General features: G+C 58.1%; 21 protein-coding genes. 11 read left to right on the top strand and 10 right to left on the bottom strand.

The window, feature by feature from the left end:
* Positions 1-162: 162 nt before the first annotated feature.
* The 7 genes from gyrA to DW003_RS09245 all read right to left on the bottom strand — a co-directional run bounded on the left by gyrA (position 163) and on the right by DW003_RS09245 (position 11,275).
* Complete coding sequence (gene gyrA / locus DW003_RS09275; protein WP_118388790.1) at positions 163-2,871, bottom strand: DNA gyrase subunit A; 2,709 nt, start codon at positions 2,869-2,871, stop codon at positions 163-165.
* A gap of 185 nt (positions 2,872-3,056) precedes the next feature.
* Positions 3,057-5,087, bottom strand: a complete 2,031-nt coding sequence (gene gyrB, locus DW003_RS09270) for a DNA topoisomerase (ATP-hydrolyzing) subunit B (protein WP_118388788.1) — start codon at positions 5,085-5,087, stop codon at positions 3,057-3,059.
* A gap of 105 nt (positions 5,088-5,192) precedes the next feature.
* The gene (locus DW003_RS09265; RefSeq protein ID WP_118388786.1) at positions 5,193-5,756 is read right to left on the bottom strand and encodes a DciA family protein; all 564 of its coding nucleotides are present in this window, start codon (positions 5,754-5,756) and stop codon (positions 5,193-5,195) included.
* Positions 5,743-6,849, bottom strand: coding sequence for a DNA replication/repair protein RecF (locus DW003_RS09260; RefSeq protein WP_118388784.1), 1,107 nt, complete (start codon positions 6,847-6,849; stop codon positions 5,743-5,745). Before DW003_RS09260 ends, DW003_RS09265 begins: the two co-directional genes overlap by 14 nt.
* Positions 6,850-6,858: 9 nt before the next feature.
* Positions 6,859-7,962 carry a DNA polymerase III subunit beta gene (gene dnaN / locus DW003_RS09255; RefSeq protein WP_118388782.1) on the bottom strand — a complete coding sequence of 368 codons (1,104 nt, stop codon included), beginning with the start codon at positions 7,960-7,962 and terminating at the stop codon, positions 6,859-6,861.
* A 238-nt stretch (positions 7,963-8,200) separates the two neighbouring features.
* Positions 8,201-9,907, bottom strand: a complete 1,707-nt coding sequence (locus tag DW003_RS09250; RefSeq protein WP_118388780.1) for a DnaA ATPase domain-containing protein — start codon at positions 9,905-9,907, stop codon at positions 8,201-8,203.
* Between the two features lie 15 nt (positions 9,908-9,922).
* On the bottom strand, positions 9,923-11,275 hold the full coding sequence (locus DW003_RS09245; protein ID WP_118256742.1) for an ATP-binding protein: 1,353 nt from the start codon (positions 11,273-11,275) through the stop codon (positions 9,923-9,925).
* 345 nt (positions 11,276-11,620) lie between these two features.
* Here DW003_RS09245 and rpmH point away from each other — a divergent pair, with 345 nt between their 5' ends.
* The 9 genes from rpmH to DW003_RS09200 all read left to right on the top strand — a co-directional run bounded on the left by rpmH (position 11,621) and on the right by DW003_RS09200 (position 16,660).
* Positions 11,621-11,755 (top strand): 50S ribosomal protein L34, encoded by a 135-nt coding sequence (rpmH, locus tag DW003_RS09240; protein ID WP_019127408.1) that lies wholly within the window; start codon positions 11,621-11,623, stop codon positions 11,753-11,755.
* A gap of 20 nt (positions 11,756-11,775) precedes the next feature.
* Complete coding sequence (gene rnpA / locus DW003_RS09235; RefSeq protein WP_082435526.1) at positions 11,776-12,114, top strand: ribonuclease P protein component; 339 nt, start codon at positions 11,776-11,778, stop codon at positions 12,112-12,114.
* Positions 12,111-12,335, top strand: coding sequence for a membrane protein insertion efficiency factor YidD (gene yidD / locus DW003_RS09230; RefSeq protein ID WP_022093804.1), 225 nt, complete (start codon positions 12,111-12,113; stop codon positions 12,333-12,335). The genes rnpA and yidD overlap by 4 nt, the downstream gene beginning before the upstream one ends.
* Before the next feature lie 29 nt (positions 12,336-12,364).
* A complete protein-coding gene (locus DW003_RS09225) occupies positions 12,365-13,135 on the top strand; it encodes a YidC/Oxa1 family membrane protein insertase (RefSeq protein WP_055251326.1) in 771 nt (256 codons plus the stop codon).
* Between the two features lie 44 nt (positions 13,136-13,179).
* Positions 13,180-13,749 (top strand): R3H domain-containing nucleic acid-binding protein, encoded by a 570-nt coding sequence (locus DW003_RS09220; protein WP_022093802.1) that lies wholly within the window; start codon positions 13,180-13,182, stop codon positions 13,747-13,749.
* A 168-nt stretch (positions 13,750-13,917) separates the two neighbouring features.
* On the top strand, positions 13,918-14,583 hold the full coding sequence (gene rsmG, locus DW003_RS09215; protein WP_233545564.1) for a 16S rRNA (guanine(527)-N(7))-methyltransferase RsmG: 666 nt from the start codon (positions 13,918-13,920) through the stop codon (positions 14,581-14,583).
* Between the two features lie 134 nt (positions 14,584-14,717).
* A complete protein-coding gene (locus tag DW003_RS09210) occupies positions 14,718-15,518 on the top strand; it encodes a ParA family protein (RefSeq protein ID WP_118388776.1) in 801 nt (266 codons plus the stop codon).
* Complete coding sequence (locus tag DW003_RS09205; RefSeq protein WP_187361924.1) at positions 15,511-16,416, top strand: ParB/RepB/Spo0J family partition protein; 906 nt, start codon at positions 15,511-15,513, stop codon at positions 16,414-16,416. Before DW003_RS09210 ends, DW003_RS09205 begins: the two co-directional genes overlap by 8 nt.
* On the top strand, positions 16,406-16,660 hold the full coding sequence (locus tag DW003_RS09200) for a hypothetical protein (RefSeq protein WP_022093798.1): 255 nt from the start codon (positions 16,406-16,408) through the stop codon (positions 16,658-16,660). The genes DW003_RS09205 and DW003_RS09200 overlap by 11 nt, the downstream gene beginning before the upstream one ends.
* A gap of 199 nt (positions 16,661-16,859) precedes the next feature.
* On the opposite strand, the gene rlmN is transcribed toward DW003_RS09200, so the two are convergent.
* Positions 16,860-17,912: a 23S rRNA (adenine(2503)-C(2))-methyltransferase RlmN gene (gene rlmN / locus DW003_RS09195; RefSeq protein ID WP_118388774.1), complete on the bottom strand. Its 1,053-nt coding sequence runs from the start codon at positions 17,910-17,912 to the stop codon at positions 16,860-16,862.
* Between the two features lie 85 nt (positions 17,913-17,997).
* On the opposite strand from rlmN, the gene DW003_RS09190 reads away from it, so the two are divergent.
* Positions 17,998-18,963 carry a D-alanine--D-alanine ligase gene (locus DW003_RS09190; RefSeq protein WP_118205892.1) on the top strand — a complete coding sequence of 322 codons (966 nt, stop codon included), beginning with the start codon at positions 17,998-18,000 and terminating at the stop codon, positions 18,961-18,963.
* Positions 18,957-21,851 carry a helicase C-terminal domain-containing protein gene (locus tag DW003_RS09185; protein ID WP_118388772.1) on the top strand — a complete coding sequence of 965 codons (2,895 nt, stop codon included), beginning with the start codon at positions 18,957-18,959 and terminating at the stop codon, positions 21,849-21,851. The genes DW003_RS09190 and DW003_RS09185 overlap by 7 nt, the downstream gene beginning before the upstream one ends.
* Here the strand turns inward: DW003_RS09185 and DW003_RS09180 are convergent.
* Both DW003_RS09180 and DW003_RS09175 read right to left on the bottom strand, forming a co-directional pair.
* Positions 21,848-22,765, bottom strand: a complete 918-nt coding sequence (locus tag DW003_RS09180; protein ID WP_118388770.1) for a YafY family protein — start codon at positions 22,763-22,765, stop codon at positions 21,848-21,850. The genes DW003_RS09185 and DW003_RS09180 overlap by 4 nt on opposite strands.
* Positions 22,752-23,774 (bottom strand): YafY family protein, encoded by a 1,023-nt coding sequence (locus DW003_RS09175; RefSeq protein ID WP_117647825.1) that lies wholly within the window; start codon positions 23,772-23,774, stop codon positions 22,752-22,754. Before DW003_RS09175 ends, DW003_RS09180 begins: the two co-directional genes overlap by 14 nt.
* Positions 23,775-23,858: the final 84 nt, after the last annotated feature.

Here is a 23,858-nt window from a genome sequence, read left to right as displayed (position 1 = left end):
ACATTAAGTGCTCTCCGGCTCGTGCGGAACTCGCGATCGACTTCGCATGCCGCCGGGCAGCCGGGGCCGACGTGGGGTTCAAAGATTTTCAAAAAGCGGTCGGCGCGCAGTGCGCCGACCGCCGATATATGGGGCCTGATATTTTCTACCAGCTAGGGCCTCTTACTCGTCCAGGAGATCCTCTGGTATGTCGTTGCCGTCGCCTAGGTCGACTGGGGCCTCTTCGGCGTCGGTTGCGGCCTCGGCGCCTTCGTCTTCGGGCTTCTCCTTGGCGGCCGTCATGCGGGCTACGGCGCAGATGCGGTCGTTGTCGTCGACGGCCATCATCTTGACGCCCTGGGTGGCGCGGCCGGTCTGGCTGATCTCGTCGGTCTTGACACGAATGACCGTCGCGCCCTCTGTCACGATGAACAGCTCGTGCTGCGGGCCCACCGTCTTCATGGCCGCGAGGTTACCCTTACGCTCGGTCATTTGGATGGTGTAGACACCCTGGCCGCCGCGATTCTGCTCCGGGTAGTCCGCAACCGGCGTGCGCTTGCCGTAGCCGCGCTCGGTGATGACGAACAGATCGCCGTTGCCGTTAGTGACTTCCATGCCCAGAACGCTCACGCCGTCCTTCATACCGATACCGCGAACGCCGCTGGTATCGCGGCCGGTGGCGCGCACCTGCTCCTCGGAGAACATGATCGCCTTGCCCGCGGTGGTGGCCAGGATAATCTTGTCGCCCTCGCGCACGCGGCGCACGTTCAGCAGCGCGTCGCCGTCACGCAGGTTGATAGCGATCAGGCCGTCGCGACGGCTGCGGTCATATGCGCTCATCACGGTCTTCTTGACCATGCCGCTCTTGGTGGCAAACATCAGGTACTCGTCAGCAGGGAACTCGCGGCAGCTGATGACGCTCGCGATCTTCTCGCCCTCCTCGAAGGGCAGCAGGTTGACGATCGCGGTACCGCGCGCCTGGCGCGTACCCACCGGCAGCTCGTGCACCTTCAGGCGATAGACCTTGCCCTTGCTCGAGAAGAACAGCACGTACTCGTGCGTGGACGCGATGAACATCTCGTCGATGACATCGTCCTCTTTGAGGTTGACGCCCGACACGCCCTTGCCGCCGCGTTTCTGGGCGCGGTAGGCGGCCACCGGGATGCGCTTGACATAGCCGGTGTGGGTGATGGTCACGACCATGTCCTCGTCGGCAATGAGGTCCTCGACGTCCAGGTCCTTCTCGACCTGGCTGATCTCGGTGCGGCGCTTATCGCCAAACTTCTTGGAGATCTCGCGCATCTCTTCCTTAATGACGCCCAGGATCTTCTCCTCGTGCGCCAGCAGGTCCTCGTAGTAGGCGATGGCGCGGCGCAGGCCGTCCAGCTCTTCCTGGATCTTGTCGCGCTCCAGGCCGGTCAGGCGGCGCAGCTTCATCTCGAGGATGGCCGTGGTCTGCTCGGGTGTAAAGCCAAAGCGCTCGATCAGGCGGCTGCTGGCCTCGGAATCGGTCTGCGAGGAACGGATGATGCTGATGACCTCGTCGATATGGTCAAGGGCCATCAGGTAACCCTCGAGGATATGCGCGCGGGCCTGAGCCTTCTTAAGGTCGAAGCGGGTGCGGCGAGTGACGACGTCGACCTGGTGGTCGATGTAGTGTTGCAGCATCTCGCGCAGGCTCAGGCATTTGGGAACGCCGTTGACGAGCGCCAGGTTGTTGGCGCCGAAGGTCGTCTGCAGCGAGGTGTACTTATACAGGTTGTTGAGCACGACCTGCGGAATGACGCCCTTCTTGAGCTCGATGACCAGACGAATGCCCTTCTGGTTGGACTCATCGCGCATATCCGAGATGCCCTCGATGCGCTTGTCGTTGACGAGCTGGGCGATTTTCTCCTGCAGGGTGCCCTTGTTGACCATGTAGGGAATCTCGGTAAAGACCAGGCGGCTGCGGCCGGTCTTGGTGGACTCCACGTGAGCCTTGGCGCGCACGGTAATGGAGCCGCGGCCGGTCTCGTAGCTCTGCTTAATACCGGCACTGCCCATGATGATGGCGCCGGTGGGGAAGTCCGGACCGGGCATGATCTGCATGAGCTCGTCGACAGTGGCGTCGGGATTATCGATCAGGTAGCAGGTTGCCTCGATCGCCTCGGTGAGGTTGTGCGGGGCGATATTGGTGGCCATGCCGACGGCGATGCCCTGGCTGCCGTTGACCAGCAGGTTGGGGAAGCGCGCAGGCAGTGCCACGGGCTCGGCGAGCGATTCGTCGTAGTTGGGCTGCCAGTCGACGGTATCCTTCTGCAGGTCACGCAGCAGCTCCATGGCGGGCTTTGCCAGGCGGCTCTCGGTGTAACGCATGGCCGCCGCGCCGTCGCCGTCGATGTTGCCGAAGTTGCCGTGGCCGTCGATGAGCGGCGTGCGCATGGAGAACCACTGCGCCAGGCGGACCATGGCCTCATAGACCGCGAAGTCGCCATGCGGGTGGTACTTACCGATAACTTCGCCGACCGTCCAGGCCGACTTCTTATGTGGGCGGTTGGGGTAGATGCCGCTCTCGTTCATCGCATACAGGATACGGCGGTGTACCGGCTTTAAGCCGTCGCGCACGTCCGGCAGGGCACGCGCCGTGATAACCGACATCGAATACTCGATAAACGACTGCTTCATCTCGCGACCGAACTCCGAAATCTGGAGCTGGCCGCCGTTGATATCCTCGCCGGCCGAGGCGCCACGGTCGACTTCGCCAAAGCTCTCCTCGAGCTCGGCGTCGTCTTCTTCTTCCTCATCATCGGCATCGGGGTTATAGGCGTCAGGATCGCCGTCCTCGCCCTGCTCAGCACGGGCAAGCAGGCGTTTCAGATCATCGGGCATACCAGCGTCCCCGGCCTCGTCCATGCCCTCGTTGTTGTTGATATCGTCTGCCACGTTACCTCCTCATGGTTTGCGTGGTCCATTAGTTCCCTGCCACGGAGACGGCTTTTCCAGGTGCCGCAGATTCGCTCGAAAGAGGAGGGAAGCGTACTTGGGTACGCGACCGACGATTGAGGGCGAAGGTGCGGTGGCTGGGAAAGCCGAACAGGTTAGGCGTCTAAGAAGCGCGCGTCGTGCGCGTGCTTCTCGATGTACTCGCGGCGATAGCCGACCTCGGAACCCATGAGCTCGCGCACGGCGCGGTCCGCCACCACGGCGTCCTCGATCGACACGCGCTGCAGAATGCGGGTCTTGGGGTCCATCGTCGTCGAGGCAAGCTGTTTGGGGTCCATCTCGCCCAGGCCCTTGTAGCGCTGAACGGTGTAACCCTTGCGCTTCTTGGTGATCTTGCCGTCCTTGGCCTTGCCGTCCTCGTCGTTGTCATCGGGATTCAGCCCCAGGCTCTGGATGGTATCGCGCAAGATCTCGTCTTCGGGCTGGCGACCATTGGGATACACGTAGTGGATCTTGTTGCGCACTTTGATACCAAAGATGGGCGGGCACGCGACGTACACGTAGCCGGCGTCAATCAGCGGGCGCATGTACTTGTAGAAGAACGTCAGCAGCAGGATACGGATATGCGCGCCGTCGACATCTGCATCGGTCATGATGATGATCTTGTGGTAGCGGGCCTTGGTGATATCAAAGTCGCCGCCGTCACCGGCGCTCGTCGTGACGCCGCAGCCTATCGCGGTAATGAGCGACTGGATGGTGTCACTCGAAAACGCGCGGTGGTCGCCCACGCGCTCGACGTTCAGAATCTTGCCGCGCAGGGGCAGAATCGCCTGGATGTCTCGGCGGCGGCCGTCCTTGGCCGAGCCGCCTGCCGAGTCGCCCTCTACGATGAAGAGCTCGGTCAGCTCGGCATCGCGCACCGAGCAGTCGGCGAGCTTACCGGGCAGGGACGCCGTCTCGAGCAGGCTCTTGCGGCGGGTCGCCTCGCGCGCCTTGCGGGCGGCGTTGCGCGCTTTGCAGGCCTGTTGCGCCTTCTTGACGATCTCACGAGCGGGCTTGGGATGCTCCTCGAGGTAATCGGTAAGGCCGTCGGTCACGATCTTGAGCGTGAGCGCGCGCATATAGGAGCTGCCGAGCTTGGCCTTGGTCTGGCCCTCAAACTGCGGATCGGGCAGCTTGACCGAGATAACGGCCGAAAGGCCCTCGCGCACATCGTCGCCGGTCAGGTTGGCGTCTTTTTCCTTGAGCAGGTTCTGCTTGCGCGCGTAATCGTTGATCACACGGGTGAGCGCGGTGCGGAAGCCCTCAAGGTGCATGCCGCCCTCGGGAGTGTAGATGTCGTTGGCAAACGACATGACGTTCTCGCCGTAGCCGCTATTCCACTGCAGGGAAACCTCGACCTCGCCCATCTTGGCCACAGGCGCGTCCGGGTCCGACTTGCCCTCGATGTAGATGGGCTCCTTAAAGGCCTCGGGGACGTCCTTGCCCTCGTTGAGGAACTTGACGAAGTCGATGATGCCACCCTCGTAGCAAAACTCCTCCACGTGGGGAGTCGCCTCGCGCTCGTCGGTCAGCACGATTTTGAGGTTCTTATTGAGGAACGCCGTCTCCTGCAGACGGTTGTGCAGCGTATCGAAATCGTAGATGCAGGTCTCGAAGATCTCGTCGTCGGGCCAGAAGGTGACGGTGGTGCCCGTCGAATCCGAGGTGCCTACGACCTCCATCTTCTTGACGGTCTTGCCGCGCGAGAACTCCATCTCGTAGGTGTTGCCATCGCGACGAACCTGAACGACCACGCGCTTGGACAGTGCGTTGACGACGGAGATGCCCACGCCGTGCAGGCCGCCCGAGACCTTATAGGCCGAGTTATCGAACTTACCGCCGGCGTGCAGGATCGTCATGACGACCTCGAGCGTCGGGATCTTTTTAACAGGGTGCTCGTCGACGGGGATGCCGCGCCCGTTGTCGACGACCGTGATGGAGTTGTCGGCGTGGACCGTCACCTGGATCTCGGTGCAGAAACCGGCCATGGCCTCGTCGACGGAGTTGTCAACGATCTCCCACACCAGGTGATGCAGACCGCTGGCGCTCGTCGAGCCGATATACATGCCCGGGCGCTTACGAACGGCCTCGAGACCTTCGAGAATCTTAATCTCGCCGCCATCGTAATCGTTTTCGTTTGCCACACGTCCTCCTTCAGTCAAGAAAATGTGTACAGCCTTACTAGTTTATCGTAAAAAAATACCCTCGGGACCGAGGGTATTTGGCTCTACAAGGCCACCAGATGCGATTTAAGGCTCTTTTTTGCTTTGCACGCCCTTGGCCCACTCGGCACTGGCTCTCATGGCATTCTCGAGGGCCTCGCGCAGTTTTTGGTCTTCGATGGGCGCCACCTGGCGCTCGATCTCGGTGCACTCGGCCTCACTTAGTTCGGCGTGCGGGGCCGGCGGGCGCTCGGTCGTCGCCGGGCGCAGGCGCTCCTTGGCGGCGGGCGGCGTGTGACCGGGCGCGGTGGTTTTGAACACCAGGCCGTCCACATGCGCACCGGCGCGCTCCATGCGCACGCGGATGATCTCGCGCAACAACGTCATTTCCTGCGTCCACGAGGGCGAGTCGAGATACACCAGCAGCTCATTGGACTCGGGCAGGTAGCGCAGTCCCGTCACATGCCGCCCCTCGCGCGTGCCCGAGCACACCGCGTTCCATGCGCGATAGACCGTGCGCGACTCCTCGGCGGCCTCCATCTGCGCACGGCGCTTAGGCGTTGCAGCCGCCAGGATGCGCTGGCGCTCTGCGTTCAAAAACCCGCTGAAGGCGACTGTCTCGCTCTCGCGCTCGTAATTAGCACGTCTCACCCATGCTCACCACCTTGGCTCGATCAAGCAGGTCATCGGTAAAGTACCCCAGGTTGGTCGTAGTTATGACCGTCTGGATATCATCGCCGATCAGCCGCAGGAAAGCGCCGCGACGCTCGCCGTCGAGCTCGCTCATCACGTCGTCCAAAAGCAGCAGTGGGGCGGTGCCCAGGACATCGCGAGCCACGGCAACCTCGGCCACCTTCCAGGACAGCACCAGCGTGCGCTGCTGTCCTTGGCTGGCAAATGAACGGGCGGAGCGACCCGCCACGGTAAACTCAATCTCGTCGCGATGCGGTCCCACCAACGTCACGCCGCGGCGAATTTCCTCGTCGGCATGCTCGTCAAGGGCGGCCAGCATGCGCTCGTACGCCCAACCCTTCAGCTCTTCGCGATCCTCGACCTGGGGCAAAGCCCCCAGCGTGGACGCATAGGTCACGTTGGCGGCCTCACCTGACGCTACTTGCCCGTAGGCAGTGTGCACATGGCCCGCCAGCCGGTCGAGCAGAGCCAACCGGTGCACGAGCAGGGCCGAGCCCGCGCGGGCAATCGAATCGTTCCACGCGCCGAGCATCTCGCGGCAGCACCAGGTCTCCTTGAGCAAGGCGTTACGCTGGGTCACGCAGCGCCCATAGGTGCTCGCAAGATCGGCATAGCGTGCGCTCAGTTGCATGCCAAAGTCATCAAGGGCGGCGCGGCGCACACTGGCGCCACGCTTAACCATGTCCAGATGGTCGGGGCAAAACAGCACGCTCGGAAGAACCCCGCGCACACCGGCGGCAGAGCATCTCTTGCCGTTGCGGCTAAACGAGCGCTTACCGTCCTCCGCGCTCAATCCCATATCAAGCACGCGGCCGTCGCCCTCGAGCCTCAGCTCGATCTTGCACGAGCCCACGCCGTCATGGACGAGCTCGGCTGCGGTCGGATGCCTAAACGAGGCGCCGCTCGTCAGCAGCTGCAGCGCCTCTATGAGATTGGTCTTTCCCGCCGCGTTGGGTCCCGCAAGTATCGTCACGCCCTCGTCCAGGGCAAGGCGATAGCTATCGAAGCTGCGGTAGTGCGCGACGGAAAGATCGCGGGCGAACATGGTCATGGCGCAGCGCTAGATGCGGACCGGCATGACCAGGTACAGGTAGTTGATCTTGTCGTAGGACTTAAAGATGCCCGCCTGCGAGTAGCTCTTGAGCTCCAGCGTGATCTCCTTCTCCTTGGACAGGGCATTGAGGCAGCCGAAGATGTAGTGGTAGTTGAAGGCGATGGTACCCGACTCGCCCTCGGCCGCGACATCGATCGTCTCCTGCGCAAGGTCCTGGTCATTGGAAATGGAGGACAGGCCCATCTGCCCGTTCTCGACATCGATCTCGAACTTGACGGCGGGGTTGGCGCTCGCGATAACGGCCACGCGCTTGAGGGCGGCGTTAAAGGCGGCGACGTCGATCTTGACGCTCGTCACGCACGAATCGGGGATGAGCTGCTTGTAGTTGGGGTACACGCCCTCGATGCGACGCGACACGTAGGTGGTGTTGCCGGCCTCGAAGACGACCTGGGTGTCGGTAGCCCCGATCATGATGGTCGCTTGGCTGGCCATGATGTTCAGCGCATCGTTAAAGGCGTCAGCCGGAACGTTGAGCTCAAAGGAGCCCTCGAGGGTCGAGGTCTCGACCTGCGTATCGCACACGGCCAAGCGGAAGGAATCGGTCGCTACCAGGCGTACGGTGTTGTTCTCGACCTTCATGTGCACGCCGCCCAGGATGGGGCGAGCCTTGTCGGTCGAGGTGACGCGCCACACGCGGCCGACCATTTCGGACAAGACATCGGTCGGCAGCTCCACGGCACTCTCGATGGCATAGGCCGGAAACTCGGGGAAGTCATTGGCATCGAGCGTGTTCAGGCGGAAAGAGCTCTTCTCGCAACCAATCAGCACCTGGCGCTCGGACAGCTCAAAGGTAACCGGGGCATCGGGGAGGGTCTTGGTGATATTGGAGAGCATCTTACAGGGGATAACCATCTCGCCCTCTTCTTCGACATGCGCCGCGATGCGATGACGGATCGAGATAGTGTAGTTAGAGGTCTGGAATTCCAAGATGCCGTCTTGGGCCTTAACGAGCACGCCCGACAGGATGGGAAGGGTGGATGCCGAAGCGACACCCTTCATAACGACGCCGATGGCTTGTGTAAGCGAGCTCTGGCTGACGGTGAACTTCATCTTTTAATACCTTTCTATAGATATAAATATCTTAATAATAGTAATAGCACTGACGAAACTGTTGATTACTCCCAAAGACGCAGGTCAGACCAAGAAAGAGAATCGACAGCAACCTGTGTGCAACAGGGGTGGTTTTCCACGTTCAAAACCTGCGCAAAACTTTTCATCACCGCGGGTTGGGTTTTAGACACCTTATGCCCGTGGTTTCGACAAGTTTTCAACAGGTGTCTCTATTTCCCTACGAGCGCAGTGTAATTTTATCGCGCAGCGACTTGAGGTCTTCGGTGACGGTGCGGTCTTCCTGGATCATCTTCTGGACCTTTTTGTAACTCGTGCTGACGGTCGAGTGGTTGCGGTTGCCAAATTCGGCGCCCACCGCCGTGGTCGTCATCTCGCACATCTCGATGGCCAGGTAGATAGCGATATGGCGTGCTTTGGCGATATTGGCGTTGCGACGCGGGCCGATGAGCTCCTCGTGCGTCACGCCGTACTGCTCTTCGATGACGGACTGAACCGTCTGGACGTTGATCTTTTTGGCCGATGTGTCAAAGTACTGGCTGGCGATGGCGTCGATATCGTCAAAGGTGAGCTCCCCGCCCTCGCGCTCGCGGTCGCCCGCCTCGCCGGCGCAGCGCTCGCAAAAGCTCTCGAGTTCGCGGATGTTGGTGCCCGAGACCTCGGCCATGTGTTTAAAGTGCTCGTCGGTTAGGTGCCCGCCGTCGCCCCCATAGGCCGCCAGCAGCGAGTCGTCGCCTGCCTCGGGAGCGGCGACGATGGTGCTCTCGTAATAGCGCTGCAAGATCTTGTATTTCATTTCGTAGCTGGGCTCTGCGACCAGGCAGAGCATGCCGGCGTTGAAGCGGCTGGTTAGACGCTCGTCCATGCTCAGGTCCTTGGGGGCGCGGTCTGCCGCGATGACGACCTTCTTGTTGTTGCGGATGAACTCGTCCATGAGCTGGAAAAAGTAGTCCACGCTCGCGCGCTTGCCGATGATGTTTTGGATGTCGTCGATGATGAGCACGTCCACGCCGTGGTACGCCTGCATGATGGGGGCGTTGCTCTTCTTTTGGCGGTCGAACTCGGTCATCAGGTCGTCCAGATATGCCTGGGAGTTGGCATACTTGACCTTGATCTCGGGCGACTTTTCGGCGAGCTCGTTTTTGATGGCAAGCAGCAGGTGCGTCTTGCCCAGGCCCGATTTGCCGTAGATGAACAGTGATGTGCACGTGCCCCGCTCGTCCGCGAGGGCGGCAAACTTGAGTGCCGAGCGATAGGCATGGCTGTTCTCGGGGCCGTAGACAAAGTTCTCAAAGGTAAATTTTGAGTTCGCGGCGAGTGGGGCTCCATCCGTATTCTGCTCGGCCGGTACGGTCGGTGCTGGCATGGGTGAAGCGGGGGTCGCAGCTTGCGCGGATTTAGTTGGCGCTCCGCCCTTCATCTGGTTCATCATGCGACGAAAATCATCGGCCGAGAGCGTGTTCTTGATTGCAATGCCCGAATCCGCGCCCGTCGTTGCGTCGTGAGCGATGGGCATGTGCGTGACGGGTGCGTTCGTTGACGTCGCCGCCGCGGTCGGCAACGGTGCCATGGTTTCACGGGAAACATCGCTGTGCTGGTGCTCGATTGTCGGCACGTCGCCTGCGGAGGCCGGCGCCGCCGGGGAAGCAGCGGGAGCCGTGGCGGATTCCGTCGCGGCGCCTTGCGGTGCCACGATGTCGAGCGCAATCGGTGCAAAGGCGATTTCTTCCAGATAGGCCTCAATGGTCGGCTGATGCTTTTTGAGCTGCGCGATGGCAAAGCGCGAGGGGGCCTCGATCGTGAGCGTATCTTCGGTCAGGCTTATGGCGCGCGATTGCCCCAGCATGTTGATGAGGCGTGCATCTTGGCCGTCGCGCTGGCAAAAGGCGATGGCATCCCCCAGGATGATGCTTGCTTCCTCGTCCACTATCTCTCCCGTTCTTTAGCTCTGAGCTCGCACGCGAGCGGCGCCGAGTTCGGTCAGATGGTATTTCTGGCCATGCTTGATGACCAAGCCGGCCTGCGCCAAGTCATTGAGCGTGCGTGACCAAGTGGGGGCCGAGTTTCCAAACGCCCTCGCCAGATCGGTAGCACCGCACGCTTGATTTTGCGCCAGATAGCCCAGCGCGGCGTTGCCGCGATCGCTTACGAACACGTCCGGTTGTGGCTGCGCATACTGATTTGCTGCATTAGGATACATCATTTGAGCTGCTGGTTGTTGAGAACTCTGCATCGGCGGCATTTGCTGTTGAAAACTTTGAGGCCACTGTTGGTAAGGCTGCGGAGGCATCTGCTGGGCCCAGGGGTTGTACTGCTGCTGCGGCATCTGCTGGTACGGCTGCTGATATCCCTGCTGGTACTGCTGCGGGAACTGCTGGCCATACCCCAGTGGCTGCATCTGCTGATATGGATATCCCTGTTGGTACGGCTGATAGCCCATTTGCTGGCTACCCGGTGCCCCCGTCGCCTGCTGCATTGCTGCTGTATCCTGATCCGCCAGCGGCATGGCCTGTGGCACGTTTGGCGGCATCGACATCGACGCCGCCTGGGGCTCTTGTGTAGGAAGCATTCCGGGCTGCTGCATCTGTCCCACGCGGGGCTGCATCTGTTGCGTTGCCATGGGCTGCTGCGCAAAAGCTCCCGGCAGGGGATATGCGGGCTGCTCCGTCTCGGGCCGCACGGCAGCACCGCGCCCGCCGGCGCGTTCGATTTCCTGCACGCGTTTAGGGTCCAGGCTTACTGTAACCACGGTGCCGTTGCCCATATTGTCCTCGATGGACACGGCCCCGCCGGCGTTTTCCAAATACTCCTGCACCATGGGAAACCCTGCTCCGGTTCCACGGATATAGCGCTTCATCTTGCTGTTTGCGCTGGTAACGCCAAAGTCGAAAGCGCGCTCCTTGTCGTCGATGCCGGGTCCTTGATCAGCAAAGCGGATGGTGTCTCCGCCGTCCAGAATCGAGATGATGGGCTCGGCAAAGTGTGCGTGGATAAAGTTTTCGACAATCTCGCGGATGACCATGAGCGAGATATGGCCACCTTGTTCTTTCATGCACTGGTAGACGGTGTTGGTCGTCTCTTCCAAATACGTGCGGACATCTTGCGGATCAATGACGATCACACGCGGTGTCGACAGCATGTCGTCATAGACGGCGATGCGCGCGGCGTACATGGCTTTTGGCGCCTGCGTGGTCGTCTGCTCGCCTTCCTCACGCTCTTCGCGCACGCCGGTGATGTGCTCGTTGTCGGGTGCCGGGTCTCCGGAATCGACCATGGTGTAAAAGTCGTCAGACATGCCGCTCGCAATCTTTCAAAAGGTTTCGAACAAATAGTAGCTCACCGTGCAATGTTTCTCATCTTTCGACAACTTTTCAAAACCTGTTGAAAACTTTGGAAAACGGACGAAAAGTTCTCAACATTGCCAACATGAACTGTTGAAAACTCGATGAAATATCGTGAAAAGTTGCCATGCACCGCTAAATCGAGCTCGGCTTATGGGGGAACCGTGTGAACTGCGCAACCTTTTACCTTTGATTTCTTGACATTTGAACATTGATTTCCCTACAATCTTCAAGCTCACGTGTCTATATCTGCGTCCGCGCCCCCGCGGACACTCGAAATGCAGCAGGAGGAACTTAAGATGAAGCGTACGTATCAGCCTAATAAGCGTAAGCGTGCCAAGACCCATGGCTTCCGTGCCCGTATGGCCACTAAGGGTGGTCGTGCCGTGCTCGCCCGTCGTCGCGCCAAGGGCCGCAAGCGTCTCACTGTCTAGCAGCGATACACACATCTCGCATGAAGACTATTAAGTCTCGGCAAGATTTCGAGCATGTGTTCAGTCAGGGGCGTCGTTTCAATCACCCTCTGATTCGAATGACCATATGTGAATCGGTTGGCGAAGGCGACTCCGGAAGGGTCGCCTTCGTTGGTGCTAAACGGCTCGGTTGTGCTGTCGTGCGCAACCGTTCTAAGCGTGTGATGCGCGAGGCCGCCCGCAGCTGTGGATTTCCCGTTGCGGGTTATGACATCATCTTGTTCGCAACTCCCAAGACGAGGGTTTCCTCGCCGCAGGAGATGGACAATGCATTGCGTTCGCTTATGAAACGCGCCGGCGTTGCCGGGGAGGAGCGATGAGCAATCACGTTTTGCGACGTGTTGCCATCGCTCCTATTCGCATATATCAACAGGTTATTTCGCCCTTATTGCCTGACGCCTGCATTTATTACCCAACGTGCTCGCAATACGCCGTCCAGGCGATTGAGAAGTACGGTGTTTTGAGAGGCTGCTGGCTTGCCGTGAGGCGCATCGCTCGCTGCAATCCCCTGCACGTCGGCGGTTATGACCCTGTGCCCTAGCGGGCACTCGCTATCGGAGGAAAACTTACATGTGGGATTGGATCGTTAACATCCTTTTCGAGCTGCTCAAGCTCATCCAGACCTTTGCGGTCGACTGGGGCCTGTCCATTATCATCCTGGTGGTCATCATCCGTCTGCTGCTGACGCCGCTTATGCTCAAGTCGACTAAGTCGACGGCACGCATGCAGGTGCTGCAGCCCAAGATGCTCGAGATCCAGGAGCGCTATGCTGACGATCCCCAGCGTCAGGCCGAGGAAATGCAGAAGTTCTACAGCGAGAACAAGTTCAACCCGATGGCTGGTTGTCTGCCGCTGTTGATTCAGATGCCTGTCCTGTTCGCCCTATTTACGCTGCTGCGTAACCTGCCGGACTACTTTAACGACGGCACGTTCTCGTTCTTTAATATTCTGCCCGACCTGACCACCACGCCGAGTGCCTCCTTTGCCGATGGCTTTATGGTCGCGCTGCCTGCGCTGGTCTGCCTGATCCTGTTCGCTGTCCTGACCCTGATTCCGCAGCTCTATATGTCGCGCAACCAGACCGGCCAGCAGGCTCAGAGCATGCGTATGATGGCCGTTGTCATGACGGTCATGATGCTTTGGATGGGCTGGAGCCTTCCCGTTGGTGTTCTGCTGTACTACGACGTCTCGTCTGCTTGGCAGGTTATCCAGCAGATTTTTGTGACGCAGAAGGTCATCGACAAGGCGAAGGCCGATGAGGAGGAGCGCCTTAAGAACGCGCCGCTGCAGGTTGAGGTCACTCGTCGCGAGAAGAAGCCGCGCCCGCACAAGAAGAAGTAGTGGGATATCAATCTTATTTAGGTACCTAACTTTTGGAGTACGTTATGTCTGAAGAGATCATCGAGGATATGCTTGAGGAGGTTGCCCCGCAGGTCGCGGGCGATTATCCCGAGATTGCACAGCGCTACAAGGCTGGTGAAGAGCTGACCGACGAGGAGCTCGACACCATTGCCGATGTCGCGATTTCCATCCTGCGTTCCATCCTTTCGCACTTCGATGCCGCCAACTCTCCTATTGATGAGTACGAGGGCGACGAGGGCGAGCTGATTTTGGATGTTACCGCTCCTGATCTTGCTGTTCTCATTGGCCGTCATGGTCGCACCCTTGATGCCCTTCAGGTTATGTTCTCTTTGCTAGTGAGCCGCAAGCTTGGCTTTAGGTATCCGGTTGTAGTGGACGTCGAGGGATACAAGAGCCGCCGTCAGGACAAGGTTGCCTCCATGGCTCAGTCTGCAGCCGAGCGTGCCATCCGCACTCATAAGAGTGTTTCGCTTCCGCCCATGAATGCCTATGAGCGTCGACTGGTTCACATTGCACTTCGTGGCAATGATGCCGTCGATACTCATTCTGAGGGTTCTGACCCCGATCGCCATGTGGTGATTGTTGCTCGATAATCTGCTCGAGCTTATGCTAAGGGGACGTGGTTTCCACGTCCCCTTTTTTTGTCAAAAGTTCTCGATACACTGATTTTTGTCAGAAAGGAGCTTTCGTTGTTAGTACTTACTGATCAGCAGGCTGACAAGATGTTGAGTCGTCTAACTTCCTATTGCAAAGAGTATTCCTTGAGCGCAACTGATGTTGAGCTGAGGAAATGTATTCAGCATTTGGATTTGGTTCTGGAATCAAATAAGACAACCAATCTCACCCGTATTCTCAACGTAGAAGATGCTGCAGTACTTCATATCCTCGACTCACTTGTTTTACTCCCCTATATCAATAAGGCTCCTGAGGGAGCTTTGCTCGATATGGGTACAGGTGCGGGCTTCCCTGGTATTCCGTTAACCATAGCCACGCATCGTAAAGCTACTTATATTGACTCTGTTGGCAAGAAGGTTGATGCTGTCAATTCCTTTGTCCATGCTCTTGGATTGAAACATGCTCATGCGGTCCATGATCGTCTTGAAGAATATGCTCGAAACCATAAGAAGCAGTTCTCTGTCGTAACCGCCCGCGCACTGGCCCCTCTACCGATTCTTGTTGAGTATGCGGCTCCGTTCCTCAAGGATGGAGGGCTATTTGTTATCACCAAGGGCAATCCTTCGGATGAGGAGCTTGCTTCCGGCATGTCAGCAGCTAAGATTTGCGGCTTTACTTTGCTTCTGAATGACGCAATCGATTTGCCTGAGGGCTTGGGCCACAGGGAGTTCATTGTTCTTAAGAAGAGTCATCCAGCATCTGTCTCATTGCCTCGTGCAAATGGCATGGCAAAGAAGAATCCGCTTGCCTAGATGTTTCACGTGAAACATAATGGATACTAACAACTTGCAGTGTTTCACGTGAAACATGGCGGTTGATATCGAATCGGAATGTTTCACGTGAAACATCCTCCGTTTGACAGCTTTAATACACACCAGGAGGGACCGTGGGATTTCGCGACGTTAAACGTTCTAAGAGCGCAAAAGACACGCGTATCATTGCAATCATCAATCAAAAAGGCGGCGTTGGTAAGTCAACGACGGCTGTAAACCTTGCAGCAGCACTGGGTGAGCAGGGTCGTAAGACACTGATTGTCGATTTTGATCCGCAGGGAAACAGCACTAGTGGATTCGGAATTGAAAAAGAAGACCTTGATCACTGCATCTATGATGCATTGTTGAATGATGTGCCGGCAGAATCGCTTGTTCTTGATACAAATTGCAAAAAGGTATTCGTAATTCCGGCTACAATTCAGCTTGCAGGCGCGGAAATTGAGCTCGTAAGCGCAATCGCTCGTGAAACCCGCCTCAAAGATTTGCTTGAGCCGATTCAAGACGAGTTCGATTTTATTTTCATTGACTGTCCCCCTTCGCTCGGCCTGCTTACTATCAACGCCTTGACAGCAGCAGAAAGCGTTTTGATTCCGATCCAGTGCGAGTATTATGCACTCGAGGGCGTTACAAAGCTGCTTGAGTCAATGAAAATGGTCAAATCACGTCTGAACAAGGGCTTAGACACCTATGGTGTGCTTATGACCATGTATGACTCGCGTACCTCTCTATCGAATCAGGTTGTTGAGGAGGTTCAATCGTACTTTGGTGATAAGGCGTTTAAGACGCTGATCCCCCGTACAGTTAAAATCTCCGAAGCTCCGTCTTTTGGAGAACCGGTAATTACCTATGCACCTCAAAATAAGGGTGCAAAAGCGTATATGAACCTTGCAAAAGAGGTGATCAAGCGTGCCTAGTGCAAAGAAACGTGGCGGATTAGGACGTGGTCTCAATGCTTTGGTCTCAGAGGCCGAATATGAGACCGGTGGTTCGGCTGCATCTGCTTCAAATGCCGCATCTGAAACAAAACTCCCTATTGAGGATATCGTTCCCAACCCTAATCAGCCGCGAATTCACTTTAACGAAACTGAACTTCGCGAGTTGAGTGAGTCAATCCAAGAGCATGGTGTTTTGCAGCCGCTTTTGGTTCGCAAGCACGGAAACGGCTATGAGATCATTGCTGGTGAACGTCGTTACCAAGCGTCAAAGCTTGCTGGTCTTGAGGAACTGCCTGTCATCATTAAGGAAGTTAATGATGAGGAGATGCTCGCTCTTGCTCTTATCGAGAATCTTCAGCGTTCTGATTTGAATCCCGTCGAAGAGGCGAAGGGTTATCGTCAGCTCATTGATGCTAGCGGTATGACACAAGAGGCGTTATCAAAGGCTGTCAGTAAGTCTCGTTCTGCAATTACAAATTCACTTCGTTTGCTAGATCTTCCCGAAGTCGTACAGCAGATGATTTTCGAGGGCAAGCTTACTGCTGGCCATGCGAGAGCGATTCTTGCAGTTCCATATGAAGATGCAAGGATTCGACTTGCTGAGAAGGTTGTTGCAGAAGGCCTTTCCGTTAGAGCGACAGAAAATCTTGCTCCGTTGTTTTCTGCCGGAGAGACACCTAAGACACCGAGGCCTGCAACGCCTCAGTCTTTTAAAAAGGCTGCCCGCGTGCTTCGTCAGGTTTTTAATACCAACGTGCGTGTGAAGAGCTCGCGTGGAAAGAATAAGATCGAGATTGAGTTTAAAGACGAGGAAGAGCTCTCTCGTATTCTTGGCGAAATGATTCAGTTTGATCAAGGAGGCCAAGATGAGGAATAAGATTTTAACTGCGATTGCATTGGCGACGACTGTCGCGGCTGGTGCCTTCGCTGGCTATAAGATCGCGACGGACGATGAACTTCGAGGTCGTTTGCTTCGTGGCGCGCAAGATATCGTCGATACTTCAAAGAAGAAAATGGATGTTATGACAGAAGATGTTGCCATGCGTACTGCTCAGGTAACGAAGAATCCCAAGATTAATCAAGGTTGGGTTAGCAACCAATGGGAAAATGTGGGCTATTAGGTACCTAATAATTACTCAGTAAATTTTGAGGGGTCCTTGTCTGATTCATGAGACAAGGGCCCTTTATTTTGTCCGTAAAAAATGGGAAAGGTAGCAGCTGCTCCAAAATTGAGGTCAATAAATGAAACGGCCCCGGTTGCATATCCTGCAACCGGGGCCGTTCGATGTTTCACATGAAACGTTTTGGAGTGCGACTCCCCTATGCGTTCTTCTGAACTTTAAAGCGCTGTTTCAGCTGTCCGCAAGCGGCGTCAATATCGTTACCACGGGAGTTACGAATCGTGGTCTCGATGCCACGGGACTCAAGACGACGCTGAAGATCCTCAACCTTATGAATCGGCGACGGCTTGAGCGGGCTGCCCTCGATGTCGTTAAGTTGAATCAGGTTAACGTGGCACAGCGTTCCCTCGCAGAAGTCGCAGAGTGCCTGCATCTCGGGATTCGTATCGTTGACGCCTTCGATCATGGCATACTCATAGGTCGGGCGGCGGCCAGTCTTCTCGGTGTAGAGCTGAAGCGCCTCGTGAAGGCAAAGCAGCGTGTACTTCTTAACACCGGGCATGAGCTTATTGCGCGTCGACTGGATGGCGGAATGCAGGGAAACGGCAAGCGTGAACTGCTCGGGGATATCGGCAAATTTGCGAATACCGGGAATAACGCCGCTGGTAGAGACGGTGAGGTGACGAGCGCCGATACCGATGCCATCGGGGTCGTTGAGGATACGCAATGCCTTGAGAACCTCGTCGTAGTTGGCAAACGGCTCGCCCTGGCCCATGAAGACAACGCTTGTGGCACGCTCGCCAAAGTCGTTGGATACATGAAGCACCTGGTCGACGATCTCTTGAGCAGTCAGAGAGCGCTTGAGGCCGTTGAGACCGGTAGCGCAAAAGGCACAGCCCATGCCGCAGCCTGCCTGAGTGGAAACGCAGACGGAAAGCTTGTTACGACGGGGCATGCCGACAGTCTCGACGGAAATGCCATCGTGGTACTCGAGCAGATACTTGCGCGAGCCATCTTTGGAAACCTGCTTGGTGAGTTCAGTCGGCGTATCAAAGGCAAAAGCCTCTTTAAGCTGCTCACGGAAAGCCTTGGGGAGGTTGGTCATATCGTCAAACGAACAAACGTTCTTCTCGAAGACCCATTCGATGAGCTGCTTCGCGCGGAAGGCAGGCTGGCCAAGTTCGGTCACGAGCTCGCGAATATCGTTTTGGCTCAAGTCGCGAATGTCCTGAGATTTAGTCCTGGGATTCATGGAAGCCTTTCGATTTTGGGGAAACGTAGAGGGTATCGCTACAATATGGTATCAGCTGCAGAAATTATAGAGGAGGAGTCTGCCCATGCCGGGTAAAAGCCTAGAGAACATGCACGTAGCGGTCTTGGCGGGCGGTCATTCCGCTGAGCGCGAGATCTCGCTCAATTCGGGAAAGAACGTCGTGGCTGCCTTGAAGGAGGCCGGCTACACTTCGGTGGAGCTGATCGACACGGCTGCCGATGATTTTATGGTAACCATGGCGACCGGCGGTTTCGATGTGGCATTTATCGCCATGCACGGCGCCGGCGGTGAGGATGGCGCCATGCAGGGTGCCATGGAGACCCTGGGTATCCCCTACACGGCCTCGGGCGTACTTGCCAGCGCCTGCGGTGCCGACAAGGAGGTCTCTAAGCTCCTATACGCCAAGGCGGGCATTCCCATTGCCCCCGGCCTTGCGCTCGAGGTGGGCGATGAAGTCGATATCGATCATATCGTCGAGGTTTGTGGCGAGCGCTGCTTTGTGAAGCCGGCCGTCAACGGTTCCAGCTATGGCATTTCCCTGGTCCATGAGCCCTCCGAGCTGCCCTCGGCAATCGCCAAGGCGTTTGAGTACGGCGACAAAGTGCTGGTCGAGAAGTGCATCGAGGGTACCGAGATCACCGTCGGCGTATACGGCGAAGATGACGTGCGCGCCCTGCCGATTGTCGAGATTCGTAAGCCCGAGGACTGCGAGTTCTACGATCTGGACGTGAAGTATGTCGACCCTACGGATATCCATCGCATTCCGGCGCAGATTTCACCCGAGAATTACGCTCGTGCCCAGGAGCTTGCCTGTGCCGCTCACAAGGCGCTCGGTTGCCTGGGCATCTCGCGCAGCGACTTTATTGTGAGCGAGGACGGCCCCGTTATCCTCGAGACCAATACCATTCCCGGCATGACCGATACGTCGCTGTATCCGGATGAGATCCGCCACACCGATGACATGACGTTCCCGCAGGTCTGTGACAGTCTGATCCGTATGGGCCTTCGTCGAGCGGGCATTGCATGCTAATCGAGGACGCGGTTTCGTCAGGAACGCCGCAGTTTGTCATCGACTCCTATGCCACGCTTGCCGACCGCGCCAAAACGCAGTCCTTCGGCCTTATCGAGGAAGATGTGATTGTCCTCGATACCGAGACCACGGGTCTTTCGGTGCAGGACAACGAGCTGATCGAGATCTCGGCGGCCCGTCTTTCGGGCCGCGAGGTCATCGACCGCTTCGATACCTTCGTGCATCCCAAACAGCTGATTCCCGCCGAGATTACCGAGCTCACGAGCATTACAAATGCCGATGTGGCAGATGCCCCGTCGGCGGTTGAGGCCGTCGCCGCTCTCGCCGATTTTGTCGGTGGCTGCCCGGTGATCGCACACAACGCCACGTTCGACCGCTCGTTTATCGAGTCGGTCAAAGGCGGCGTCAACGTGAGCGATATTTGGATCGATTCGCTGGCGCTGTCGCGCATCGCGCTTCCGCGCCTGGCCTCGCACAAGCTGTCTTTTATGGCCGATCTGTTTGGCTGTGACTCGGTGTCACACCGTGCCAATGCCGACGTCGACGCCCTGTGTGGCGTATGGCGCGTGTTGCTCGTGGCGCTCACCGACTTGCCCCAGGGCCTCATGGCGCGCCTAGCCGACATGCACCCGGATGTGCCTTGGTCCTATCGTCCTATATTCTCATTCTTGGCGGGACAGAACCCTGGTTCTATCTTCTCTCTCAGCGCCGCTCGTGCTGACGTTCTCAAGGCCGATCGCGCCGACGATCGGGTGGACGCCGACGAACTGCCGGTCCTCAAGATGCCGAGTCGTGAGGAGATTGAGGCAGACTATGCGCCGGGTGGCCTGGTCAATCGCATGTATCCCACCTACGAGCCGCGTGATGAGCAGATCGCGATGGCGCTCGAGGTCCGCGATGCGCTGGTCACGGGCACTCATCGTGTAATTGAGGCGGGCACAGGCGTCGGCAAATCGATGGCCTATCTGGTGCCTTTTGCCGAGGCAGCACGCCGTAACAACATCACGGTTGGTATTGCGACCAAATCGAACAATCTTGCCGACCAGCTCATGTACCATGAGCTGCCAAAACTTGCCGAGCAACTGAACGGTGGTCTGTCATTTTGCGCTCTCAAGGGGTATGACCACTATCCGTGCCTGCGCAAGCTCGAGCGCATGAGCCGCGGCCAGGTCGAGATCACCACCAAGCGCGATCCGGCGGACACGCTCACGGCGGTCGCGGTCATTATGGCGTACGTCTGCCAATCAGCCGATGGCGACCTCGACTCGCTCGGCATTCGGTGGCGCAGCGTCAACCGCCCCGACTTTACGACGGCCTCGCGCGAGTGTGCCCGTCGCCTCTGCCCGTTTTTCCCTGATAAATGTTTGGTCCACGGTGCTCGCCGTCGTGCGGCACATGCCGATGTGGTGGTCACCAACCATTCCCTGCTGTTCCGCAATGTCGCGGCCGAGGGCAGGATTTTACCTCCGATTCGTCATTGGGTAATCGACGAGGCCCATTCCATCGAGCGCGAGGCGCGCCGCCAGTGGGCGCGCGTGGTGTCGGCGGACGAATCGCGCGTTCTGTTTGAGCGCCTGGGTGGCTCGAGCACCGGCGCGCTAAGCCAGGTTTCCCGTGATTTGGCAACCTCCGAGGGCTCTACGCTCTATCTGGGCCTTACTGCCAAGGCGACCTCGACGGTTGCGCGTGCGAGCATGGCGATCGCCGACGTGTTCGATGGCGTTCGCGAGCTCGGCCGCCGTGCCCGTGGGGGTTATGACAATGCCAATCTATGGATTGGCCCCGAGCTGCGCGAATCTGACGACTGGCATGATTTCTTACAGTCGGCCTACGCTGCCATCGACGCATTGGAGCAAGCTGACAAGAGCGTCGACGCTCTGGTGCAAGCCGTCGCTGCCGATAAGCCCGAGGTCGTCGTCGACCTGGGCGATATCTCGCGCCGCCTGCACGAGCTGGCCGAGAACCTCAAACTCATCATTGATGGCACCGATGAACACTACGTGTATTCGCTGCAGGTCAATCGCAGGCTGCGTGCCGGCGGAGAGTCGATGACCGCAGAGCGCATCGATATTGGCGAGGCCTTGGCAACCGAGTGGCTGCCCGAGGTTCACACGGCTATCTTTGCCTCGGCGACCATGACGGTGTCCAAAAGCTTTGAACACTTTAACCACGCGGTTGGCCTCGATCGCATCGGTGCTTCAACATCCTCATCGCTGCACTTGGACTCGAGCTACGACTTTGATTCGAACATGGCTGTAGTCGTTGCGGGCGATATCCCCGATCCGCGCGATCGTGAGAGCTATCTTACGGCGCTCGAGCGCGTACTGGTCGACGCCCATCTTGCCATGGGCGGATCGGTGCTCACGTTGTTCACCAATCGGCGCGACATGGAGGACCTATACGCCCGCGTTGAGCCCAAGATGGCCCGTGCGGGTCTGGAGCTCAACTGCCAGCAGCGCAACTCATCTCCTCGTCGCCTGCGCGACCGGTTTATCAACGAACCGACCTCGTCGCTTTTTGCGCTCAAGGCCTTCTGGGAGGGGTTTGATGCCAGCGGCGAGACGCTGCGCTGCGTCATCATTCCCAAGTTGCCGTTCTCGAGCCCCACGGACCCGCTCTCGTGCGAGCGCAACCTGCGCGAAGACCGCGCATGGGCGCGCTATTCGCTGCCCGAGGCGGTGCTCGAGGTTAAGCAGGCCGCGGGGCGTTTGATTCGCTCGTCGACCGATAGCGGCGTGCTGATCTTGGCGGATCCTCGCCTGGTGACGAAGGGCTATGGCAAGAAGTTCTTAACGTCGCTGCCCACGAGCTCCTACCAGCGCATCGAATCGGCGCAGATCGGGCACTATCTACAGCTGTGGCGCGCACGCCACGAGCGGCGGCGCTAAAGCGGACAGACGAGAGTTTTTGCCATATCGCACAGACGCTTTGACAGGGTGGGGTCATCCAAGATGCGGATGGCTCCGCCCGCTGCGATTATCTGGCTCAGTAGCCAACGCTCGGAGCCGTAATGCACGGTTACCGTTGCCATGTCTGCCCCGCTGCGCTCGATGAGGGTGATGCCGGCCCAGTCCAGATGCTCCGCCATATCGAATGGCATCAAGAGCTTTGCGCTACGCTGCGTCCGGGCAAGGGAATCGTGGAGGGATGCGACGTCCGGTGCGTGAGGCACGACGGAGTCTTCCGTCAAGGCGAGTCCCTCGATTTTATCCATGCGATAGGTGCGCTGCTCATCGACCGCGATGTCCCAGGCAATCAGATATGTTTGGTCGCCGTTTGCTGTAATGCGCAAGGGGTCGACCAGACGCTCGCGTGGCCGCGCATCGTCCATCGAGCGATACGAGATACGACAGCGAACGCCGTCCTGAATGGCGCAGCTCAGCTGCTGCCAGTGCGACCCGTGGTTGACGGTGTCAAAGACGTGCTGGTTATAGCCGAGCTCTTCGGGTAGAAGAGCATGTCGAATTCGAGCCGCCGCCTGGGGCTCGATCCCCAACGATTCAAGTTCGTGGTTGAGCACAGCGCCCTCGGCGGCACTCAGGCGCAGCGGTAGTACACGCCCGGCGTCACCGGTGAGGACCACGCGCTCGCCGTGGCATTCGCAGATGATACGCACACCCGATTCTCGGTCCGCGAGCGTCGAGACGATCTCGAGAATCTCGTCGAGCGACGCCCCCGTGATGTCAAAGCGACTGCAAATCTCGGTTCGTGTCATGCCGCTCTCGCCGGCGGCGTAGAGGGCCTCCATGATGTCGATGGCGCGCGAGAGCCTCTGCTCGCTGGTGAGTTTACGCACGGGCATGCTCGTGCACCGTCCTTTCAATGAGGTGGTTCCACGCCTGCTTGAGCGATTTGGGGGCCATGGGCCTCATGCCGTCCATGGCGTGGGCCATGCAAAATGAGGCGGCGGCTTCAAGATCGCGCACGTCAACGGTCCAAGTCCATCCCGAATCGGTGTGTGCGAGCTCACCTCGCCCGCGCGTGAGGCCGTTGATCATATCGATCTGCGTCTGCGGGGCGAACGAGAACGTAGCCGCAACGGGCGGGCGGTCGGCAAAATCGAATTCAAAGAACAGGTAGTCGTTGAGATTGAAGTCTGCAGGGATGGCGTAGGCCTTCGAAGGACGCCAAGCGCGAACGATACGGTCGCAGCGGAATGTCCTGATGTCGTCGGTGGCATTGTCGAGGCCGCAGAAGTACGCAACGCCCTCGCGCTCGAACATGCCGTAGACGCAGACGGTACGCTCTTTCTGCTCACCGCGTCCGTTCTGATATAAAAATCGCAGTGCGCATCGCTCGGCAAAGGCGCTCCATACCGCATCGACGGTGGGAGAGCGGCGGATCGGTGCTTCGTCCGCCGTCGTCCTGCCGGTGAGGTAGGCAATCTTGGAACGAATATCGGCAAGCGGCGCGGCAAAAGTGGATGAGCCGGCCGCTATTGTCTGGTCGATAGCGTTGAGCAGGATATCGGCGTCGTCTGCGGTGATGAGGCCGCCTGCCGCAAACGTGTGCTCGCGGTCGATTGTCCATGAGCTTTCCTCGGTCTCCTGCGCGCCGGCGGGGCGAACCTCCTTGATTAAGATGCCGCGTTCGAGCAGTTTGTCACGATCGCGCCGAAACTTGCGCTTATCCGAGTCGATATTGCCCGAGCCATATCCCAGGTCAGAATCCAAGACGATCTGCTCGGTCGTCAGCGGTTCGGGGGAGCTGTTGAGCACAAAGAAAAGATTGAGGATGCGCTGAGCCGTTTTATCGAAACTGGGCTCCGAATTCCCCTTTTTAATTGTCGCGGTCGCGTCGCTTGCCGTCATAGAGTCCTCGCATGAGAAGGTGGTTTGCTGCCATGATTTTAGTCCGATATGGAGATTAGGCTATATCCTTGTCCGCTCGGGGCG

The sequence above is a fragment of the Collinsella sp. AF36-3AT genome, assembly GCF_003475205.1.
In the GTDB taxonomy this organism is placed as follows: Bacteria; Actinomycetota; Coriobacteriia; order Coriobacteriales; family Coriobacteriaceae; genus Collinsella; species Collinsella aerofaciens_AF.
Note: the sequence above shows the minus strand (reverse complement) of the source record. Positions and strands in the feature narration are given on the sequence as shown.

Bases quoted from the DNA above. Each gene is read 5' to 3' on its own strand.
- DW003_RS09175 (WP_117647825.1), bottom strand. From the start codon at position 23,774: ATGACGGCAAGCGACGCGACCGCGACAATTAAAAAGGGGAATTCGGAG.
- DW003_RS09200 (WP_022093798.1), top strand. From the start codon at position 16,406: ATGAGGAATAAGATTTTAACTGCGATTGCATTGGCGACGACTGTCGCG.
- dnaN (WP_118388782.1), bottom strand. From the start codon at position 7,962: ATGAAGTTCACCGTCAGCCAGAGCTCGCTTACACAAGCCATCGGCGTC.
- gyrA (WP_118388790.1), bottom strand. From the start codon at position 2,871: ATGGACGAGGCCGGGGACGCTGGTATGCCCGATGATCTGAAACGCCTG.
- DW003_RS09190 (WP_118205892.1), top strand. From the start codon at position 17,998: ATGCCGGGTAAAAGCCTAGAGAACATGCACGTAGCGGTCTTGGCGGGC.
- yidD (WP_022093804.1), top strand. From the start codon at position 12,111: ATGAGCAATCACGTTTTGCGACGTGTTGCCATCGCTCCTATTCGCATA.
- DW003_RS09260 (WP_118388784.1), bottom strand. From the start codon at position 6,849: ATGACCATGTTCGCCCGCGATCTTTCCGTCGCGCACTACCGCAGCTTC.
- DW003_RS09185 (WP_118388772.1), top strand. From the start codon at position 18,957: ATGCTAATCGAGGACGCGGTTTCGTCAGGAACGCCGCAGTTTGTCATC.
- DW003_RS09180 (WP_118388770.1), bottom strand. From the start codon at position 22,765: ATGCCCGTGCGTAAACTCACCAGCGAGCAGAGGCTCTCGCGCGCCATC.
- DW003_RS09220 (WP_022093802.1), top strand. From the start codon at position 13,180: ATGTCTGAAGAGATCATCGAGGATATGCTTGAGGAGGTTGCCCCGCAG.
- rlmN (WP_118388774.1), bottom strand. From the start codon at position 17,912: ATGAATCCCAGGACTAAATCTCAGGACATTCGCGACTTGAGCCAAAAC.
- rpmH (WP_019127408.1), top strand. From the start codon at position 11,621: ATGAAGCGTACGTATCAGCCTAATAAGCGTAAGCGTGCCAAGACCCAT.
- DW003_RS09225 (WP_055251326.1), top strand. From the start codon at position 12,365: ATGTGGGATTGGATCGTTAACATCCTTTTCGAGCTGCTCAAGCTCATC.
- rnpA (WP_082435526.1), top strand. From the start codon at position 11,776: ATGAAGACTATTAAGTCTCGGCAAGATTTCGAGCATGTGTTCAGTCAG.
- DW003_RS09245 (WP_118256742.1), bottom strand. From the start codon at position 11,275: ATGTCTGACGACTTTTACACCATGGTCGATTCCGGAGACCCGGCACCC.